Here is a 17,372-nt window from a genome sequence, read left to right as displayed (position 1 = left end):
CCGTTGAGTTACTGCAGCGCCTTCTCCATCAAGCGCGCCAGGCGCTCGGCAAAGGCGCGCGGATCGGCGGGCTTGTCGCCATCGAGCACGCGGGCCTGATCGAGCAGAAGGAAGGCGGCATCGTCACGCAAGGACGGCGCATCCGCCTTGGCGGCAATCGCCTTCACGACAGGGTGATCCATGTTGATTTCGAGGATCGGCTTGGCGCCGGACTGCAGACGGCCCGCACCTTGCAGGATCTTCTCAAGCTGGCGGTCATAGCCTTGCTCGGCAGCAACGAGGCAGACGGCGCTTTCGACGAGGCGATCCGAAGCTCGCACGTCCGAAACCTCGTCGGCAAGCCTCTGCTTGGCATAGTCGAGGAATGCCTGCACTTCCGCGGGCGCGCCGTCGCTTTCCGGCTTGTCCTCATCCTGCTTCTTGAACTGGGCAAGATCCGCGGAGCCTTGAGTGATGGACTTGAAGCTCTTGCCTTCGAATTCCGGGGCATTCGTCACCCAGAAGCTGTCGACAGAATCGGTCAGCAACAGAACTTCGATGCCACGAGCGCGGAAACCTTCAAGCTGCGGCGACGCCTTCAACTGCTCCAGGCTGCCGCCGACGAGATAATAGATCGCCTGCTGGCCTTCCTTGGCATCCCTGACATAGTCGGCGAGCGAGCGATAGCCATCTCCTGAAGTGGTCGTGCGGAAGCGCGAGAGCGCCAGAAGCTGCGAGCGACGCTCGAAATCTTCATAGATGCCTTCCTTGATAAGGCTGCCGAAATTCTCCCAGATCTTCAGGAAGGCGTCGTGATCGCTTTCCGCCTGCTTTTCGATCGCAGTGATGATGCGATTGGTGACGCCCTTGCGGATCGCCGTCAGGATCGGGCTTTCCTGGATCATCTCGCGCGAGACGTTGAGCGGCAGGTCCGACGTGTCGACGAGACCGCGCACGAAGCGGAGATAGCGCGGCAGCAATTCCGCCTCGTCGGTGATGAAGACGCGCTTCACATAGAGCTTCATGCGGCCCTTGCGGTCGGGATCGAAGAGATCGAAAGGCTGCGAGCCTGGCACGAAGGCGAGCGCCGAATATTCGTGACGGCCCTCGGCGCGGAAATGCACGGTCAGCGCCGGCTCGTCATACTGGCCGGAAACGCCGCGATAGAAATCGGTATATTCTTCCGTCGTGATGTCGTTCTTCGATTTGGTCCAGAGCGCGGTGCCGTCCGTCAGCTGTGTTGGTTCCTCGCCCGGCTTTTCGGCGATCTTGATCGGCACCGGCACGTGACCCGACTGTTCCTTGACGATGCGCTCGACGCTCCAGCGCGAAGCGTAGCTTTTGGCATCTTCCATCAGATGCAGCGTGATGCGGGTGCCACGGGCCGGAGCTTCGTTTACGTCGATGGGGGCAACGCTGTAACCGCCCTTGCCGTCGGAAGACCAGAGCCACGCGTCTTCAGCGCCGGCGCGGCGCGAGACGACGTCAACCCGGTCGGCGACCATGAAACAGGAATAGAAGCCGACGCCGAACTGACCGATGAGCTGCGCGCCCTCGCCCTGCTTGTTGGCCTCGATGCGTTCCATAAAGGCGCGCGTGCCGGAGCGGGCGATCGTGCCGAGCGCCTCGATCATCTCGTCACGGCTCATCCCGATACCGTTGTCTTCCACGATGAGCTTGTTGCCATCGGCATCGAGCGTGAGCAGGATACGGCTATCGGGATCGTTTGCCAGCAGGCCGGGGTGGGCAATCGCCTCGTAGCGCAGCTTCTCGCAGGCATCTGCCGCATTCGAGATCAGCTCGCGCAGGAAGACATCCTTGTCTGAATAAACCGAGTGAACCATCATGTGCAGAAGGCGGGCAACGTCGGCCTCGAAGACGTGGCTTTCGGCGGTATTTTCTGCGGTAGTGGTCGTCATAGGCGTCTAGTCTCCTGGGAATAACAAAAGTCGCGCCGCACAGGTGGCGGAAGACGAGCGAAATTTCAAGCGGGCGTTGTTGCAGCAGGCGCAAAACGGGCGGATAGGCTTGCCGTCCAGCATGTACAATCGTCAATTGGGCGCGTTGTTCCGGGCTTCAGTCGAAAGGCCCCGCAGACAACACCTCACATCACAAGCTCATGATTGCCATCTTCGTCGCGTTCCTATAATAACTTGAGTTTAACCTGAAGGATTATTGCGAGGGAGCGATACCGGAAGCTGCAAATGACGTTTCAGCCAAGAATGCAGAACAAGATCGGAGGCTTTTCCGTCGTCGGCGGCATGCATCGCCGCCACTGGAACGGAATTGTTGCCGATATCTGGAACGTCAACTGCGCGGCACAGGCAGGCGGATACTATGTTGCGCGCGATCCGCGCCTGTTCATTCTTCTCGAACAGCGCGGCGCCGGCACAACCCATGTTCGGCCGACACCGCGCGCAAAGAGCCAGTTGCAGGATTACGACAGCGGGCGCATCTCCTATATCCCTGCCGGCATGGAGCTTTGGGTCGACATCTCAGGTGTCGAGTTCGTCCGACACCTCGATATTCATTTCAACGCCGAGATTGTCAGCCAGCGGCTGATGGAAAACATTGATCCGGCACAGCTTGACCGCCCGCAGCTGCATTTCAACGACCAACGCGTGATGGCACTTGCGGAGCTGATCGCCGCCGAGTGCGAAAACCCCGAGCCGCTGCACGATCTCTATGGCGACGGCCTGACGCTTTCGCTGCTGATCGACGTGTTGCAGTTACGGGGAACGCAGCCACGCAAGCGCAGCGGCCTTGCCACGTGGCAGTTGCGCCGCGCGGTCGACTATATCGAAGAACATTGCACGCGCGCCATCCGGCTGGAAGAACTTGCGGTGCTGACCGGCCTTTCGCAATCGCATTTCAGCCATGCCTTCAAGGCCTCTACCGGCCTGCCGCCGCATCAGTGGCAGACGCAGGCCAGGCTCGAGCGCGCCAAGCACCTGCTGCTGAACAGCGAGATGCCGCTGACGACGGTCGCCGTCGAAACCGGCTTTGCCGATCAGGCGCATTTCACCCGCGTCTTCCGCAAGAATGTCGGCGCAGCGCCGGCAAGCTGGAAACGCAGCAGGCTTGCCTGAAAACCACACTCCACGAGCAATTGCGCGCTTCGCGGAGAATTGCCCAAAAACATTCAATTTCCCCCGTGACAGACAAGCCGCGTTTGTAAATATGAGTTAATTGCTCATCTTATCGAGGGATCGGCCGCAGGGCCGAACGGGCGCAAGAATTCGGGACAAATAGGGAAATGCAGGGATTGAAGCAGGACGTATCGCGGGCACGGCTCATGGCGACGGGCGTAGCCATGATCGCGCTGATGTCGAGCTCGCAGCTCATGGCGCAAGAGGCCGCCACCGAACTGCAGCCGCTGGTCATTCAGGGCGCGCAGCAGAAGGGTGAAGACAGCGGCACGGCGCCGGTCAAAGGCTACGTCGCCAAAAAGACGACGTCGGGCTCGAAATCCGACACGCCGCTCACCGAAGTGCCGCAATCGGTCTCCGTCATCGGCCAGCAGGAAATGCAGGATCGCGGCATCACCAACAAGGTGGACGAAGCGCTGCGCTATACGCCCGGCGTCACCACCCAGCCCTTCGGCAACGACGGCGACACCGACTGGTTTTACATTCGCGGCTTCGACGCCACGCAGACCGGCGTCTTCATGAATGGCCTGACGCTCTACAGCTACGGCTTCGGCGGCTTCCAGATCGATCCCTACATGCTCGAGCGTGTCGAAGTGCTGAAGGGGCCGTCTTCCGTGCTTTACGGCGGCGCCAATCCGGGCGGCCTCGTCAACATGGTCCGCAAGGAGCCGACCGACACCCCGCAATATTCGACCGAGATCGGCATCAACAATCTCGGCAATGCCTTCATCGGCTTCGATTTCTCCGACAAGCTCTCGGCCGATGGCGTCTATCGCTACCGCCTGACCGGCAAGATCGCCGGTGGCGATACGTATAGCGACGGCACGCGCGATCTGCGCGGCTTCATCATGCCGCAGGTCACCATTTCGCCGGATGAGTCCACCAAGCTGACCGTCTTCGGCATGCTGAGCGGCCTCGACGAGATCCACAGCGGCAACGGCTTCTTCCCCTATGTCGGCACCGTCGTCGATGCGCCTTTCGGCAAGATCAAGCGCGATGCATTCTATGGCGAGCGCAGCATCGACAATCTGAAATACGCCCAGCAGATGCTTGGCTATGAATTCTCGCATGATTTCGACGGCGGCTGGACCGTGTCGCAGAATGCGCGTTACGGTCACCTCTATAAGCGTGAGGAAGGCCCATATCTGAACGGCTACGTCGACGGCAATCCGCTCAGCCCCTCCTACAATGATCCGAACTATATGCTGAACCGCATCGGCTTCTTCGAGCGTTCGAAGGTCGACACCTTCTCGGTCGATACCCGCGCGGAGAACAAGTTCGACACCGGCCCGATCAGCCATGATTTCCTGATCGGCACCGACTATTCGATCTATCGCCTCGACCAGATCCAGGCCTGCTGCGGCTCCAACCCGATCAGCGCCACCAACCCGGTCTATGGCACGCCGCAGGGGACCAATTTCGTCTACCTCAATCAGGTCATGACGCAGCAGCAGCTCGGCATCTATACGCAGGACCAGATGCGCTTCGGCGGCGGCTGGCTGGTCACGCTCAACGGCCGCTACGACTTCGTCGATACCAACTCCGACTCGAAGATCGGCACGACCTACAAGTCGAACGAAAACGCGCCGAGCGGCCGGGCGGGTCTTGCCTATGAGTTCTCCAACGGCATCACGCCCTATATCAGCGCCGGCACCTTCTTTAATCCGCTGATCGGCACCAGCGTCACCGGTGGCGGCCTGACGCCTGAAAAGGGCGAGCAATACGAGGCCGGCATCAAGTACGAGCCGGACTTCATCGACGGCCTGTTCACGGCGTCTATCTTCCAGATCGACCGCAAGAACATGGCTCTGACCGATCCCACCACCTTCCTGCAGCGCCAGATCGGCGAAGTGCGTTCGCGTGGCGTCGAATTCGAAGGCAAGGTCAATCTCGACGACAACTGGAAGCTGCTCGGCTCCTATTCGTACACAGATCTGGAAGTCATCAAGGACCTGAATACCGCTATCATCGGCAATTCGCCTTATCTGGTGCCGAACTCTACAGCCGCACTTTGGCTAGATTACGCTTTCACCAGCGACGCGCTCGATGGTCTCAGCATCGGCGCCGGCGTGCGTTATCAGGGCAAGTCCTGGGCGGATCAGGCCAATACGTTGCGGGTGCCTTCCGCAACGCTCTTCGACGCCGGCATTCGCTACGAAAAGAAGGGATGGGGCGCCTCGCTCAACGTCGCCAACATCTTCGACAAGGACTATGTCTCGGGTTGCGCCGGGGAAAATGTCTGCGGCTACGGCGATGCCAGAACCATCACTTTCAAGCTCAGCAAGAAGTGGTAAGTTGAGAAATAAAGTATACTTTTCTTCTCGATCATGGCAAAGGACCGGGGATTGCCGCAAGGCAATCCTCGAATTCGTTGAAACCAAAGGCGATGCCAGCATGACGGCAAGAAGCGCTCACAGGCTGTCGCGCCGGCAATTCCTTGCCATTGCAGGCGCCGGTGCACTTGCCGGTTTGAGGCCGGCGCGCGCCGCGACGGGTCCGCGCGTGGCAACGCTCGATTGGGCCATTCTGGAAACCCTGCTTTCGATCGGCGCCAATGTGGTCGCCGGCACCGAGCTGCTGCAGTTCCGGGACGTTGCCGTTACCCCTGCCATCCCCGCAGGAGTCGCCGATCTCGGGCTGCGCGGCACGCCGAATTTCGAAATGCTTTATGCCGCCAAGCCGGACCTGATCTTCAATTCGAATTTCTATGCCTGGGCCGATGAGCGCCTGCGGCTGATCGCGCCGGTCGAAAGCCATGCAGTCTATCAACCAGGAGCCAGCCCGTACCAGCGTTCTGAAGAGATGACGCTTGCGATCGGTGAGCGGCTCGGGCTGGCCACCGGTCGCGCGCTCGTCGACGCAACGCGAGAAAAGCTCGACACTTATCGCAGCAGGTTCAGCAAGGGCGATCATCGCCCAATCCTGCCGATCAATCTCGGCGATGCCAACCACTTCCGCGTCTTCGGCTCAGACAGCATGTTCGGCGAGGTTCTGAGCCGCACGGGCCTTGCCAATGCCTGGCCGGAGCTGACGAGCTATTCGGCGACCGCGCCCGTCGGCATCGAGCGGCTCGCCGCCATGCCGGAAGCATGGATCGTCCTCATTCCGCCACATCCGGCAGAAGCGCTTGTGGAATTGCAACAAAGCGCCTTCTGGAAAGCGCTGCCACCAGTGCAGCACGGCCGCGTCCTCACGCTCGGCTCCATCAACCCCTATGGCGCGTTGCCGGCAGCGGCGCGTTTTGCCGATCTCCTTGCGGGAGGGCTGACCCGTGCATGGAATGGTTGATCGCCCGCTGATTGCGAAAGGCAGATCGCTGGCGCGCAACGGCGCGCTGCTGGGCGCTATCTGCATTCTCGCCTTTGCGGCGCTGATCGTCCTGCGCCCGCACCTTGCCCCTGACATGCCTGGGGCGGCCACCCTCAACCATATTCTGCTCACCGATAGCCTGCTGCCGCGTTCGGCGATCGCGATCGTCGCCGGGGCGGCGCTCGGCCTTTCCGGCGCTCTGTTGCAAAGGGTCCTGCGCAATCCGATCGCCGACGCCTCGACACTCGGGATCACCGCCGGCGCGCAACTGGCGATGACGATCGCCGTTGGTCTCTCTCCGCTGCTCATCGGCCTGCCGCGCGAGATTTCTGCCTTTGCCGGCGGGCTTGCGGCCGTCCTCATCGTTCTCGCTCTAAGCTGGCGCCGTGGCCTCGATCCGGTGACGGTGGCGCTCTGCGGCATGATGGTGACATTGGTCGCCGCCGCGCTCAGCGTCACCATCATCCTTGCGCGTGGCGAATATGCCATGTCCGTCTTCATCTGGGGCGCGGGCGCACTCAATCAGCAAAGCTGGGATGGCGTCATCACCCTTGCACCCCGTCTCGTCATCGGCTTTGCCGCAGCCCTTGTACTCATTCGACCGCTTACGGTCATGAGTCTGGACGACAGCAGAGCAAAGAGCCTTGGCCTTGCCTTGCACGCCATGCGCTTCGCCATTCTTCTTATCGCCGTCTGGCTTGCGGCCTCGGTGACGGCGCAGGTCGGCGTTATCGGCTTTCTCGGCCTTGCAGCACCTCATCTTGCAAGATTTTGCGGAGCGCGCCGCACCGGACAATTGCTGATCGCCGCCCCGATCGCCGGCGCTGGGCTGCTGTTCCTTACGGATTGTGCCGTGCAGCTGCTGTCGCCCGGCTTCACGGACCTTGCCCCCACCGGTGCTGCCACAGCACTTCTTGGCGGACCGCTCCTGCTTCTGCTCTTGCCGAGGCTGCATTCGGCCAATGCGCTGCGTGCGGATGCTACCCTTCGAACCAGGCTAAATCTCGCCGCCCCCGGACGAGCGCTTGTCTTGCTCGTCGTCAGCTGCCTCTTCCTGATAGTTCTTGCGCTTTCGATCGGGCGCGGAATCGATGGCTGGCAGATGGCTATCGGCAACCAATTCTGGGAGCTGTTGCCTTTCCGGCTACCGCGAACCGTCGTTGCCGCCACTGCCGGCACCATGCTCGCAGCGGCCGGATTCATCATGCAGCGACTGACCGGCAATCCCCTCGCAGGCCCCGAAGTCCTGGGCATCAGCGCCGGCGGTGGCGCCGGACTGACGGCGGCACTCTTCCTCTTTGCTTTCCCCTCACCCGCCATCACGATCGCCGCGATGACGATCGGCGCCCTCGTTGCATTCCTGGCCATGATGGCGATCAGCGCTCGCGGCGGCTTCGGCCCGGAACGCCTGCTGCTTTCGGGCGTCGCCATTGGCGCGCTATCGATGGCGATCGTCACCGTCGTCCTCTCCCGCGGCGATCTGCGCAGCTATCTCCTGCTGACCTGGCTGTCGGGATCGACCAACCGCGCCGGTTCCTTGGAGGCTTGGACGGGACTTCTCTCGGCCGTGCTTCTTCTTCCGCTGTTGCCGCTTCTCAAGCGGTGGTTCGATGTCCTGCCGCTTGGAGGCAGCGTCTCCCGCTCAGTCGGCCTGTCGGTTGCGATGAGCCGGCTCGCTCTGGCTGTCCTGGCCGCTCTCCTGACCGCCATTCCGTCCTTCCTCGTCGGCCCCCTCAGCCTGACAGGATTGGTCGCGCCGCATCTCGCCCGCCTGATCGGTTTCCGCGAAACCGGCAGGCAGTTGGCGGCAACACTGCTGCTCGGCGCCATGCTGCTGACGCTCGCCGATTGGCTGTCGCGGATCGTCATCTTTCCCTACGAGGTGCCCGTCGGCCTGTTCGCGGCTCTGATCGGCGGCCCCTATCTCATCTGGTTCCTGACCCGCAAGGAGACAAAGCAATGATGCACGCAAGGGATTTCACCGCTTCCGGCGTCGCCACGCACAAAGATGCCGGCCAGTTGCTGGATCAGTTCTGCGCGCGCTTTGCCGAACATGTCACGATTACGCGGAGTGACGCAGGTGCACGCCTTGAAACCGTCATCGGCAGCGCCGACATCGCCGTCAGCGACGATCGCCTCGATATCAAGCTGCGTTGCCCGACGGCGGCGATGCTCTTCACCATACGCAGCATGGTCGTCGAGAACCTCTTCGAACTCTCCACAGGCAATGCACTCGACCTGAACTGGGCCGATGGACCGCAGCCGTCCACCATACCGAACTTCCGTGAGATCAGCGTCGTCGATGCCTACGACATCACCCCGCATATGCGCCGGGTCGTAGTCGCGACCGATGACGCCAGGCATTTCGTCGAGGGTGGACTGCATGTTCGCCTCCTCATTCCGCCAAAGGGACGCGAGCCGGTCTGGCCGCATACGGAGCCGGACGGCCGCATCCATTGGCCGAAGGGCGAGGATGAACTGACCCTGCGTGCCTATACGATCCGCAACATCGACCTTGCCCGCAGTCAAATGGACATCGACTTCGTCGTGCATGAAGGCGACAACGTACCGGGAGCAACCTGGGCGATGACGGCCCGCCCGGGTGATCGCGCCGGCCTCATCGGGCCAGGCGGCGGTGGCGTTCCGGCGGCTCGCAAGCTCATTCTCGCCGGCGACGAGACGGCTTTGCCCGCCATTGCCCGCATCGCGGCCGCCATGCCGGCCGATGCAGACTTGCGCGTATTTCTGGAAGTGGCGAACAAGGAAGAGGAGCAGCCCCTCATCTCCAGCACATCGATGAACCTCACCTGGCTGCATCGCAATGATGCGCCGGCAGGGACGACCGACACGCTCGAGCGCATCATGCGCGATCTCGTGCCGGCGGCCGACCCCGAAACCTACATCTGGGCGGCTTGCGAACAGAAGCAGGCCCGCGCCATCCGTACCTTCGTCAAAACGGAGATCGCGCGCGAGCCGGGCAGCTTCAGCATCGCCGCCTATTGGCAGCGGTGCTGAGGAATTAGCCAAACCAACACAAATATGAATAAATATTAGGCAACCAATATTTCCGCCTAATATTTCGGCGAATGACTTGCCGATTTTGCTGCGCTGCGTCATAAAGACGGTATGAGCCGTCTCGATCTGACCATTCTTGTGATCGACGAAAACACGATCCGTGCCTCGATCATCGAAGAGGGTTTGCGGGAGGCGGGCCATGCGCGCGTGACTGTTATCCACGAGGTGCAGGGTGTCGCACGCACGATCGAGACGCTTCGCCCCGACGTCATTATTATCGATCTCGAAAATCCGAACCGGGACATGATGGAGCATCTGTTCCAGCTGACGCGAACCGTGGGGCGACCGATCGCCATGTTCGTCGACCGCTCCGATACGGCCTCCATCGAGGCGGCGGTCGAGGCCGGCGTTTCCGCCTACATCGTCGACGGGCTGAAGAAGGAGCGGGTGAAACCGATCCTCGACATGGCCGTCAGCCGTTTCAACGCCTTCAACCGGCTGCAGCGAGAGCTGGCGGAAGCCAAATCGGCGCTGGAAGAACGCAAGGTCGTCGAGCGTGCGAAGGGCATCCTGATGAAGATGCGCGGTCTTTCGGAGGACGAGGCCTTCGCGCTGCTGCGGCAGACGGCCATGAACGAAAAGAAGAAGATGTCCGAAATCGCGCAAAGTGTCGTAACCGCAGCGGGGTTGCTGATGTGAGTGTCGCAAGCTCCATCTCGGCCGTCACCCTGAAACGGGAGACATCGGAGTGAATATGAGAGTGCAAGCAGCGCCTCCCACCGGAAGGCAAAAGGCGGGCAACAGCAATCCTCCCGCGCCCGCACGGATTGCGAGCGAAGGTCCACGCATATTGCGCGCAGGCTTCATTCCACTCGTTGACGCTTCGGTCCTGATCGCGGCTGCAGAATTCGGCTTTGCCCGCAAGGAGGGTATCGCACTCGATCTCGTCAAGGACGTCTCCTGGGCCAATGTCCGAGACCGGCTTGCCTTTCGCCAATTCGACATCGCCCACATGCTCTCCCCGATGCCGGTCGCAGCCATGCTCGGGCTCGGCTCGAATCCCTCGCCGACGATCACCCCTTTCTCGCTCGGCTGCGGCGGCAATGCCATCACTCTCTCGACGCGGCTGTTCGACCGCATGTGCAACGAGACAGGCCTTTCCGATCACGCGAGCGCCTTGGAAAATGCGCAGGCGCTCGCGAAAGTCGTAAGGAACATGAAGGAGCGCGGGGAGCAGCCGCCGACGCTCGGCATGACCTACCCGTTCTCCTCGCATAATTACGAATTCCGCTATTGGCTGGCGGCCGGCGGCATTGATCCCGACCGGGACGTAAAGCTTGTCGTCGTGCCCCCGCCCCTCACATCGGATGCACTTGCGGCCGGCGCCATTGACGGCTTTTGCGTCGGCGCCCCCTGGAACATGGTCGCTTCCGAGCGTGGCGTTGGCCGCATCGTTGCGGCCAAGCAGGATATCTGGCCTTCGGCGCCGGAAAAGGTCATCGGCATGCGGCCGGAATGGGCCGAAAGCCATCCCGAAACCGTTTCGCGCCTCATCGTGGCGCTAGACGCGGCGGCGCGCTGGTGCGACCGGGCGGAAAATCACGACGCCCTTGCCGAGGCGCTTGCCGATCAGCGCTATATCGCCGCCCCGATTGACATCATCCGCCACGTCCTTGCAGGAGAGTTCAACCTCGATGCCAGGGGCAATCGGCGAGTAATCGATCGATATTTCAGCTTCCATGCCGGCTTCGCCAATTATCCGCGGCCGAGCCAGGCGCTTTGGATCTTCAGCCAGATGATACGCTGGGGGCAGAGCACGCTGTCCGAGCAGAACATGAAGATGGCAGCCTCGGCCTACCGTCCCGACCTTTATCGGCTGGCGCTCGGGAACGAGGCGCTGCCCGACAATGCCGATATTCGCATTGAGGGCGACGAAGACGGCGACCGCTTCATGGACGGACATGTTTTCGATCCCGCGGGTATGGCTGCCTATGTCGCCGGATTCGCCGTGAAGACGACACATGTGACATTGGCTTCGGGCGACGACATTTAGCGTCCGGCTATTCTGCGCTGCACAGAATAAGCGCAAAATCGAAAATTGAGGGTGCGGCATCCGCTCAAAATATTTGCAGAAATCGCAATTGCCTGCGAGGTAATCCCGCGTGCTGCCTCGCTGAATAATCCAGAAATTACAATGGGATGATATCGCCTCCACAAACTGGCATACAGTTTGCTTATCTAATCTCGCCGCGATCAATGGCGATCAAGGCAGGCAATGCGCGGGAAACGCGCTCGCAAAGACATCGACGTCGCAAGGTTCTTGCCCCGGGGACTCCGTTCCTGTCCCGGGCAGCAACAACCGAGCGGCGTTTTTTTATGCCCGAAATCCAAGCGTCACGAGCAAAACAAGGGGAAACTGCAAGTGAAAACAATTCTATCCGGTGGCGTTACCCGCCGAAACCTGTTGAAGACGTCCGCCACGGCAGCCCTGATCGGCGCCGTCAAGACGGCTTTCCCCTCCGGCGCCTTTGCAGCGGCGGCCGGACCGGAAGTGTCCGGAGCAAAGCTCGGCTATATCGCGCTGACCGACTCCGCACCGCTCATCATCGCCAAGGAAAAAGGTCTGTTCGAGAAACACGGCCTCCCCGACGTCGATGTGGGCAAGCAGGCCTCGTGGGGCGCGACGCGCGATAATCTTGTGCTTGGCGGCGCGGCAAACGGCATCGACGGCGCGCACATCCTCTCGCCGCTCCCCTACCTCATGCACACCGGCAAGGTGACGCAGAACAACCAACCCGTGCCGATGGCGATCCTTGCCCGCCTCAACTACGACAGCCAGGGCATTTCGGTCGCCAAGGAATATGCGGAAACCGGCGTCCAACTGGACTCATCCAAGCTGAAAGCCGTCTTCGACGCGAAGAGAGCCGCAGGCCGGGAGATCAAGGCAGCCATGACCTTCCCGGGCGGCACGCATGATCTATGGATTCGCTATTGGCTGGCGGCCGGCAGTATCCATCCCGACAAGGACGTCTCGACCATCGTCGTGCCGCCGCCGCAGATGGTGGCGAACATGAAGGTCGGCAACATGGACGTCTTTTGTGTCGGCGAGCCCTGGAACGAACAGCTCGTCAACCAGGGCATCGGCTTTACCGCCTGCACGACCGGCGAGATCTGGAAGGGCCATCCGGAAAAGGCTCTCGGGATGCGCGCCGACTGGATCGAGAAGAACCCGAAGGCCGCCAAGGCATTGCTGATGGCCGTCATGGAAGCCCAGCAATGGTGCGACAGCATGGCCAATAAGGAGGAGATGGCCACCATCCTCGGCAAGCGGCAGTGGTTCAACGTGCCGCCCAAGGACGTGCTCGGCCGCTTGAAGGGCGACATCAACTACGGCAACGGCCGCATCGCCAAGGGCACCGATCTCTACATGAAGTTCTGGAAGGGCGGCGTTTCCTATCCCTATCAGAGCCATGACGCCTGGTTCATCACCGAGAACATCCGCTGGGGCAAGTTCGCACCCGACACCGACATCAAGACGCTGGTCGGTCAGGTCAACCGCCAGGATATCTGGCGCGACGCCGCCAAGGATCTCGGCGTTGCCGCATCGGACATTCCCACATCGGCCTCGCGCGGCAAGGAAACCTTCTTCGACGGCAAGGTCTTCGACCCCGAAAACCCCACTGCATACCTCGAAAGCCTCTCGATCAAGGTGGCGTCGTAATGCTCGGCACTCTCTTCCAAAAAGGATTCGTTCAATGTCCGTAACCGCCCGCAAACAGCAAGCCGCCGTTGCGCAAGCGCCTGCTCCCGCAAAGAGCCATGTCGTGACATTGGCGGCCCGCCCGGCTCGCCGCATCGAACCGGCCCGCATTGCTGCCTCGATCTTGCGTAGCATCCTCCCGCCCCTGGTAGTCCTGGTACTTCTGCTCGCGATCTGGCAGCTGCTCTGCGAGCAGCCGGGTGCCAGCCTGCCGCCGCCATCGCAGGTCTGGCAGGACAGCTATGACCTCATCGTCTATCCCTTCTTCTACAATGGGCCGCAGGATATCGGGCTTGGCTGGCGCGTGCTCGTCTCCCTGCAACGCGTCGCCTATGGCTTCGGCCTTGCCGCTGTCGCCGGCGTGCTGATCGGCGCGGTGATCGGGCAATCGGTCTGGGCGATGCGTGGTCTCGACCCGATCTTCCAGGTGCTGCGCACCGTGCCGCCGCTAGCCTGGCTGCCGCTGTCGCTCGCAGCCTTCCAGAACTCCAACCCCTCGGCGATCTTCGTGATCTTCATCACCTCGATCTGGCCCGTCATCATCAACACGGCGGTCGGCGTGCGCAATATTCCGCAGGATTATCGCAACGTCGCCAAGGTGCTGCGGCTGAACCAGATCGAGTTCTTCTTCCGCATCATGGTGCCGGCGGCAGCCCCTTACATCTTCACCGGACTGCGCATCGGCGCCGGGCTTTCCTGGCTTGCGATCGTTGCCGCCGAAATGCTGACGGGCGGCGTCGGCATCGGCTTCTTCATCTGGGACGCGTGGAACTCCTCGCGCCTGCCCGACATCATCGTGGCGCTCGCCTATATCGGCATCACCGGCTTTGTCCTCGATCGTCTGGTCGCAGGCCTTGGTGCCGTCGTGACCCGCGGCATGACGAGCAATTGAGGAGAACCCTATGAGCGCCTATCTGAAGCTCGATCATATCGACAAATACTTCGATCGCGGCGGCCAGCGGGCCGAAGTCCTGAAGGGCATCGAACTCGTCATCGACAAGGGCGAATTCGTCTCGATCATCGGCCACTCCGGCTGCGGCAAGTCGACCCTGCTCAACCTCATCGCCGGCCTGACGCCGGTCTCCGCCGGCGCAGTGCTGCTTGAGAACCGCGAGGTCAACGCGCCCGGCCCGGATCGGGCCGTGGTCTTCCAGAACCATAGCCTGCTGCCCTGGCTCAGCGTCTACGAGAACGTCAATCTTGCCGTCTCGAAAGTGTTTCGCGGCACCAAGACCAAGGCCGAGCGCCATGACTGGGTGATGCGCAATCTCGATCTCGTGCAGATGGCGCATGCCAAGGACAAGCGTCCCTCGGAAATATCAGGCGGCATGAAACAGCGCGTCGGGATTGCCCGGGCGCTTGCGATGCAGCCTAAGATTCTGCTGCTCGACGAGCCCTTTGGGGCGCTGGACGCGCTCACCCGTGCCCATCTTCAGGATGCCGTGATGGAAATTCACGACCGCCTCGGCAGCACCATTGTCATGATCACCCATGATGTCGACGAGGCGGTGCTGCTCTCCGACCGCATCGTCATGATGACCAACGGCCCGGCCGCCCATATCGGCGATATCCTTGAAGTGCCAATCGCACGGCCGCGCAACCGCATCGAGCTTGCCTCCGACCGAACCTACCTCAAATGCCGCGAAGCCGTGCTGAAGTTCCTCTACGAACGCCACCGCTTCGTCGAAGCCGCGGAGTGATATCATGACCCAGAAACTCGTCATCATCGGCAACGGCATGGCGCCAGGGCGCATGCTGGAGCATCTGCTGGAAAAGGCGCCCGGCCTCTACGAGGTCACGATCTTCAATGCCGAACCGCGCGTCAATTACGACCGCATCATGCTGTCGCCGGTGCTATCAGGCGAAAAGGATTTTGAGCAGATCATCATCCACGGCGACGGCTGGTACATCAAGCACGGCATCACCCTCTACAAGGGGCACAAGATCGTCGCCATCGACCGTGTCGCCAAGACCGTTACGTCCGATCACGGTGTGACCGAGAGCTACGACAAGCTCGTCATCGCGACCGGCTCCGTCCCCTTCATCATTCCGGTTCCGGGCAAGGAATTGCGCGGGGTCATCACCTATCGCGACCTCGACGATGTGCAGGCGATGCTGCTCGCCGCCCAATCGCGCGAGAAAGCTGTTGTCATTGGTGGCGGTCTGCTCGGTCTCGAAGCAGCGGCCGGCCTCAGCCTGCGAGGCATGGATGTCACTGTTCTCCATGTGCACCCGACGCTCATGGAGCGTCAGCTCGACCCGGCCGCCGGCTATCTCCTGCAAAGGGCCGTCGAGGAGCGCGGCATCAAGGTCGTCACCAAGGCCAACACCAAGGCGATCGTCGGTGACGGCAAGGTCGAAGGGATCGAACTCGACGATGGGCGCGTGGTCCCCGCTACGCTCGTTGTCATGGCCGTCGGCATTCGTCCCAATATTGGCCTTGCCAAGGAGGCAGGCATCGCCGTCAACCGGGGCATCGTCGTCGATGACGGCATGCAGACCTCGGACGGCAGCATCATGGCGCTTGGCGAATGCGCCGAAGTCGGCGGGATGGTCTACGGCCTCGTCGCCCCGCTTTACGAAATGGCACGTGTCGCCGCCTCGCATCTGGCAGGTGAAACCGGCGCCGCCTTCGTGCATGCGGACACGCCGACGAAGCTGAAAGTGACCGGCATCGACCTGTTTTCGCTCGGCGACTTCGCCGATGGCGACGACCGCGAGGAGATCGTCCTGCGCGACGCGGCAGCCGGGGTCTACAAGCGCCTGGTCCTGAAGGACAACAGAATCATCGGCACGGTGCTCTACGGCGAGACAGCCGACGGCGCCTGGTTCAACGACCTGAAGAAGAAGGCGACCGACATTTCCGAGATGCGCGAGACCCTGATCTTCGGTCAGGCCTATCAGGGAGGGTCGCCGCTGGACCCTATGGCGGCCGTTGCAGCCTTGCCGGATGATGCGGAAATCTGCGGCTGCAACGGCGTCTGCAAGGGCAAGATTACGTCAACCATATCGGCCAAGAGCCTGACATCGCTCGACGATGTCAGAGCTCACACGAAGGCCTCGGCCTCCTGCGGTTCCTGCACGGGCCTTGTCGAACAGCTGATGTCGATCACGCTTGGCGATGCCTACAATCCCAAAGCCGTGCAGCCGATGTGCGCCTGCACCGAACTTGGCCAAGACGATGTCAGAAGATTGATAAAAGCCAAAGGGTTGAAGACAATTCCTGCTGTTATGCAGGAACTTGAATGGAAGACCTCCTGCGGCTGCGCGAAGTGCCGCCCGGCCCTGAACTACTACCTCGTCTGCGACTGGCCGGACGAATATGCCGACGACTACCAGTCGCGCTTCATCAATGAACGCGTGCACGCCAACATCCAGAAGGACGGCACTTATTCGGTCGTGCCGCGCATGTGGGGCGGCGTCACCAGCTCGAACGAACTGCGCGCCATCGCCGACGTCGTCGACAAATTCGAGATACCCATGGTGAAGGTGACGGGCGGTCAGCGTATCGACCTGCTCGGCGTGCAGAAGGAGGACCTGCCCGCCGTCTGGGCCGACCTCGGCAAGGCCGGCTTCATTTCAGGCCAAGCCTATGCCAAGGGCCTGCGCACGGTGAAGACCTGCGTCGGCTCCGACTGGTGCCGCTTCGGCACGCAGGATTCCACCGGCCTCGGCATCCGCATCGAGAAATTCATGTGGGGCTCTTGGACACCGGCCAAGCTGAAGATGGCCGTTTCCGGCTGTCCGCGAAACTGCGCCGAGGCGACCTGCAAGGACATTGGCGTCATCTGCGTCGACAGCGGCTTCGAAATCCATTTCGCCGGTGCCGCCGGCCTCGACATCAAGGGCACCGAGGTGCTTGGCCTGGTCAAGACGGAAGACGAGGCGCTCGAGCACATCGTGGCGCTGACACAGATGTATCGCGAGCAGGGTCGCTATCTCGAGCGCATCTACAAATGGGCCAAGCGCATCGGTCTCGACGAGATCCGCCGCCAGATCATGCAGGATCAGGAAAAGCGTAGGGCTTATTACGAGCGCTTCGTTTTCAGCCAGAAGTTCGCGCAGGTCGATCCCTGGTCGGAGCGTGTCTCCGGCAAGGACAAGCATGAATTCCGGCCGATGGCGACGGTTGGCTTCCCGCAGGCCGCCGAGTGAGGAGA

The 17,372-nt window shown here is 61.5% G+C and carries 12 protein-coding genes; 11 read left to right on the top strand and 1 reads right to left on the bottom strand.

Annotation, left to right across the window (positions count from 1 at the left end):
* Nucleotides 1-8: 8 nt before the first annotated feature.
* Nucleotides 9-1,898: a molecular chaperone HtpG gene (htpG, locus tag BJ928_RS23300; RefSeq protein WP_047632482.1), complete on the bottom strand. Its 1,890-nt coding sequence runs from the start codon at nucleotides 1,896-1,898 to the stop codon at nucleotides 9-11.
* 285 nt (nucleotides 1,899-2,183) lie between these two features.
* Between htpG and BJ928_RS23295 the strand changes: the two genes are divergently transcribed.
* From BJ928_RS23295 to nirB, 11 genes are all read left to right on the top strand, one after another.
* Nucleotides 2,184-3,068, top strand: a complete 885-nt coding sequence (locus BJ928_RS23295; RefSeq protein WP_047632479.1) for an AraC family transcriptional regulator — start codon at nucleotides 2,184-2,186, stop codon at nucleotides 3,066-3,068.
* Nucleotides 3,069-3,235: 167 nt separating this feature from the next.
* Entirely contained in the window at nucleotides 3,236-5,422 is a 2,187-nt protein-coding gene (locus tag BJ928_RS23290; protein WP_052227748.1) for a TonB-dependent siderophore receptor, read from the top strand.
* Between the two features lie 100 nt (nucleotides 5,423-5,522).
* The gene (locus BJ928_RS23285; protein ID WP_047632476.1) at nucleotides 5,523-6,416 is read left to right on the top strand and encodes an iron-siderophore ABC transporter substrate-binding protein; all 894 of its coding nucleotides are present in this window, start codon (nucleotides 5,523-5,525) and stop codon (nucleotides 6,414-6,416) included.
* The gene (fhuB, locus tag BJ928_RS23280; protein WP_047632473.1) at nucleotides 6,409-8,400 is read left to right on the top strand and encodes a Fe(3+)-hydroxamate ABC transporter permease FhuB; all 1,992 of its coding nucleotides are present in this window, start codon (nucleotides 6,409-6,411) and stop codon (nucleotides 8,398-8,400) included. Before BJ928_RS23285 ends, fhuB begins: the two co-directional genes overlap by 8 nt.
* Nucleotides 8,397-9,452, top strand: coding sequence for a siderophore-interacting protein (locus BJ928_RS23275; protein ID WP_047632469.1), 1,056 nt, complete (start codon nucleotides 8,397-8,399; stop codon nucleotides 9,450-9,452). Before fhuB ends, BJ928_RS23275 begins: the two co-directional genes overlap by 4 nt.
* A 111-nt stretch (nucleotides 9,453-9,563) precedes the next feature.
* Complete coding sequence (locus tag BJ928_RS23270; RefSeq protein ID WP_047632468.1) at nucleotides 9,564-10,151, top strand: ANTAR domain-containing response regulator; 588 nt, start codon at nucleotides 9,564-9,566, stop codon at nucleotides 10,149-10,151.
* A 55-nt stretch (nucleotides 10,152-10,206) separates the two neighbouring features.
* Nucleotides 10,207-11,505 (top strand): CmpA/NrtA family ABC transporter substrate-binding protein, encoded by a 1,299-nt coding sequence (locus tag BJ928_RS23265; RefSeq protein ID WP_052227747.1) that lies wholly within the window; start codon nucleotides 10,207-10,209, stop codon nucleotides 11,503-11,505.
* 369 nt (nucleotides 11,506-11,874) lie between these two features.
* Nucleotides 11,875-13,173 carry a CmpA/NrtA family ABC transporter substrate-binding protein gene (locus BJ928_RS23260; RefSeq protein ID WP_047632466.1) on the top strand — a complete coding sequence of 433 codons (1,299 nt, stop codon included), beginning with the start codon at nucleotides 11,875-11,877 and terminating at the stop codon, nucleotides 13,171-13,173.
* A 34-nt stretch (nucleotides 13,174-13,207) separates the two neighbouring features.
* Nucleotides 13,208-14,104 (top strand): nitrate ABC transporter permease, encoded by an 897-nt coding sequence (ntrB, locus tag BJ928_RS23255; RefSeq protein WP_047632465.1) that lies wholly within the window; start codon nucleotides 13,208-13,210, stop codon nucleotides 14,102-14,104.
* A 10-nt stretch (nucleotides 14,105-14,114) separates the two neighbouring features.
* Nucleotides 14,115-14,912 (top strand): ABC transporter ATP-binding protein, encoded by a 798-nt coding sequence (locus BJ928_RS23250; RefSeq protein WP_047632464.1) that lies wholly within the window; start codon nucleotides 14,115-14,117, stop codon nucleotides 14,910-14,912.
* Nucleotides 14,913-14,916: 4 nt separating this feature from the next.
* Nucleotides 14,917-17,367: a nitrite reductase large subunit NirB gene (nirB, locus tag BJ928_RS23245; RefSeq protein WP_047632460.1), complete on the top strand. Its 2,451-nt coding sequence runs from the start codon at nucleotides 14,917-14,919 to the stop codon at nucleotides 17,365-17,367.
* Nucleotides 17,368-17,372: the final 5 nt, after the last annotated feature.

It is taken from the genome of Rhizobium sp. WW_1 (genome assembly GCF_003610155.1).
GTDB lineage: Bacteria > Pseudomonadota > Alphaproteobacteria > Rhizobiales > Rhizobiaceae > Rhizobium > Rhizobium tropici_A.
This window is presented reverse-complemented; position numbering and strand designations above follow the sequence as displayed.

What these genes read in the sequence shown, in the direction of transcription:
- htpG (WP_047632482.1), bottom strand. Translation starts at nt 1,898, where the DNA reads ATGACGACCACTACCGCAGAAAATACCGCCGAAAGCCACGTCTTCGAG.
- BJ928_RS23295 (WP_047632479.1), top strand. Translation starts at nt 2,184, where the DNA reads ATGACGTTTCAGCCAAGAATGCAGAACAAGATCGGAGGCTTTTCCGTC.
- BJ928_RS23290 (WP_052227748.1), top strand. Translation starts at nt 3,236, where the DNA reads ATGCAGGGATTGAAGCAGGACGTATCGCGGGCACGGCTCATGGCGACG.
- BJ928_RS23285 (WP_047632476.1), top strand. Translation starts at nt 5,523, where the DNA reads ATGACGGCAAGAAGCGCTCACAGGCTGTCGCGCCGGCAATTCCTTGCC.
- fhuB (WP_047632473.1), top strand. Translation starts at nt 6,409, where the DNA reads ATGGTTGATCGCCCGCTGATTGCGAAAGGCAGATCGCTGGCGCGCAAC.
- BJ928_RS23275 (WP_047632469.1), top strand. Translation starts at nt 8,397, where the DNA reads ATGATGCACGCAAGGGATTTCACCGCTTCCGGCGTCGCCACGCACAAA.
- BJ928_RS23270 (WP_047632468.1), top strand. Translation starts at nt 9,564, where the DNA reads ATGAGCCGTCTCGATCTGACCATTCTTGTGATCGACGAAAACACGATC.
- BJ928_RS23265 (WP_052227747.1), top strand. Translation starts at nt 10,207, where the DNA reads ATGAGAGTGCAAGCAGCGCCTCCCACCGGAAGGCAAAAGGCGGGCAAC.
- ntrB (WP_047632465.1), top strand. Translation starts at nt 13,208, where the DNA reads ATGTCCGTAACCGCCCGCAAACAGCAAGCCGCCGTTGCGCAAGCGCCT.
- BJ928_RS23250 (WP_047632464.1), top strand. Translation starts at nt 14,115, where the DNA reads ATGAGCGCCTATCTGAAGCTCGATCATATCGACAAATACTTCGATCGC.
- nirB (WP_047632460.1), top strand. Translation starts at nt 14,917, where the DNA reads ATGACCCAGAAACTCGTCATCATCGGCAACGGCATGGCGCCAGGGCGC.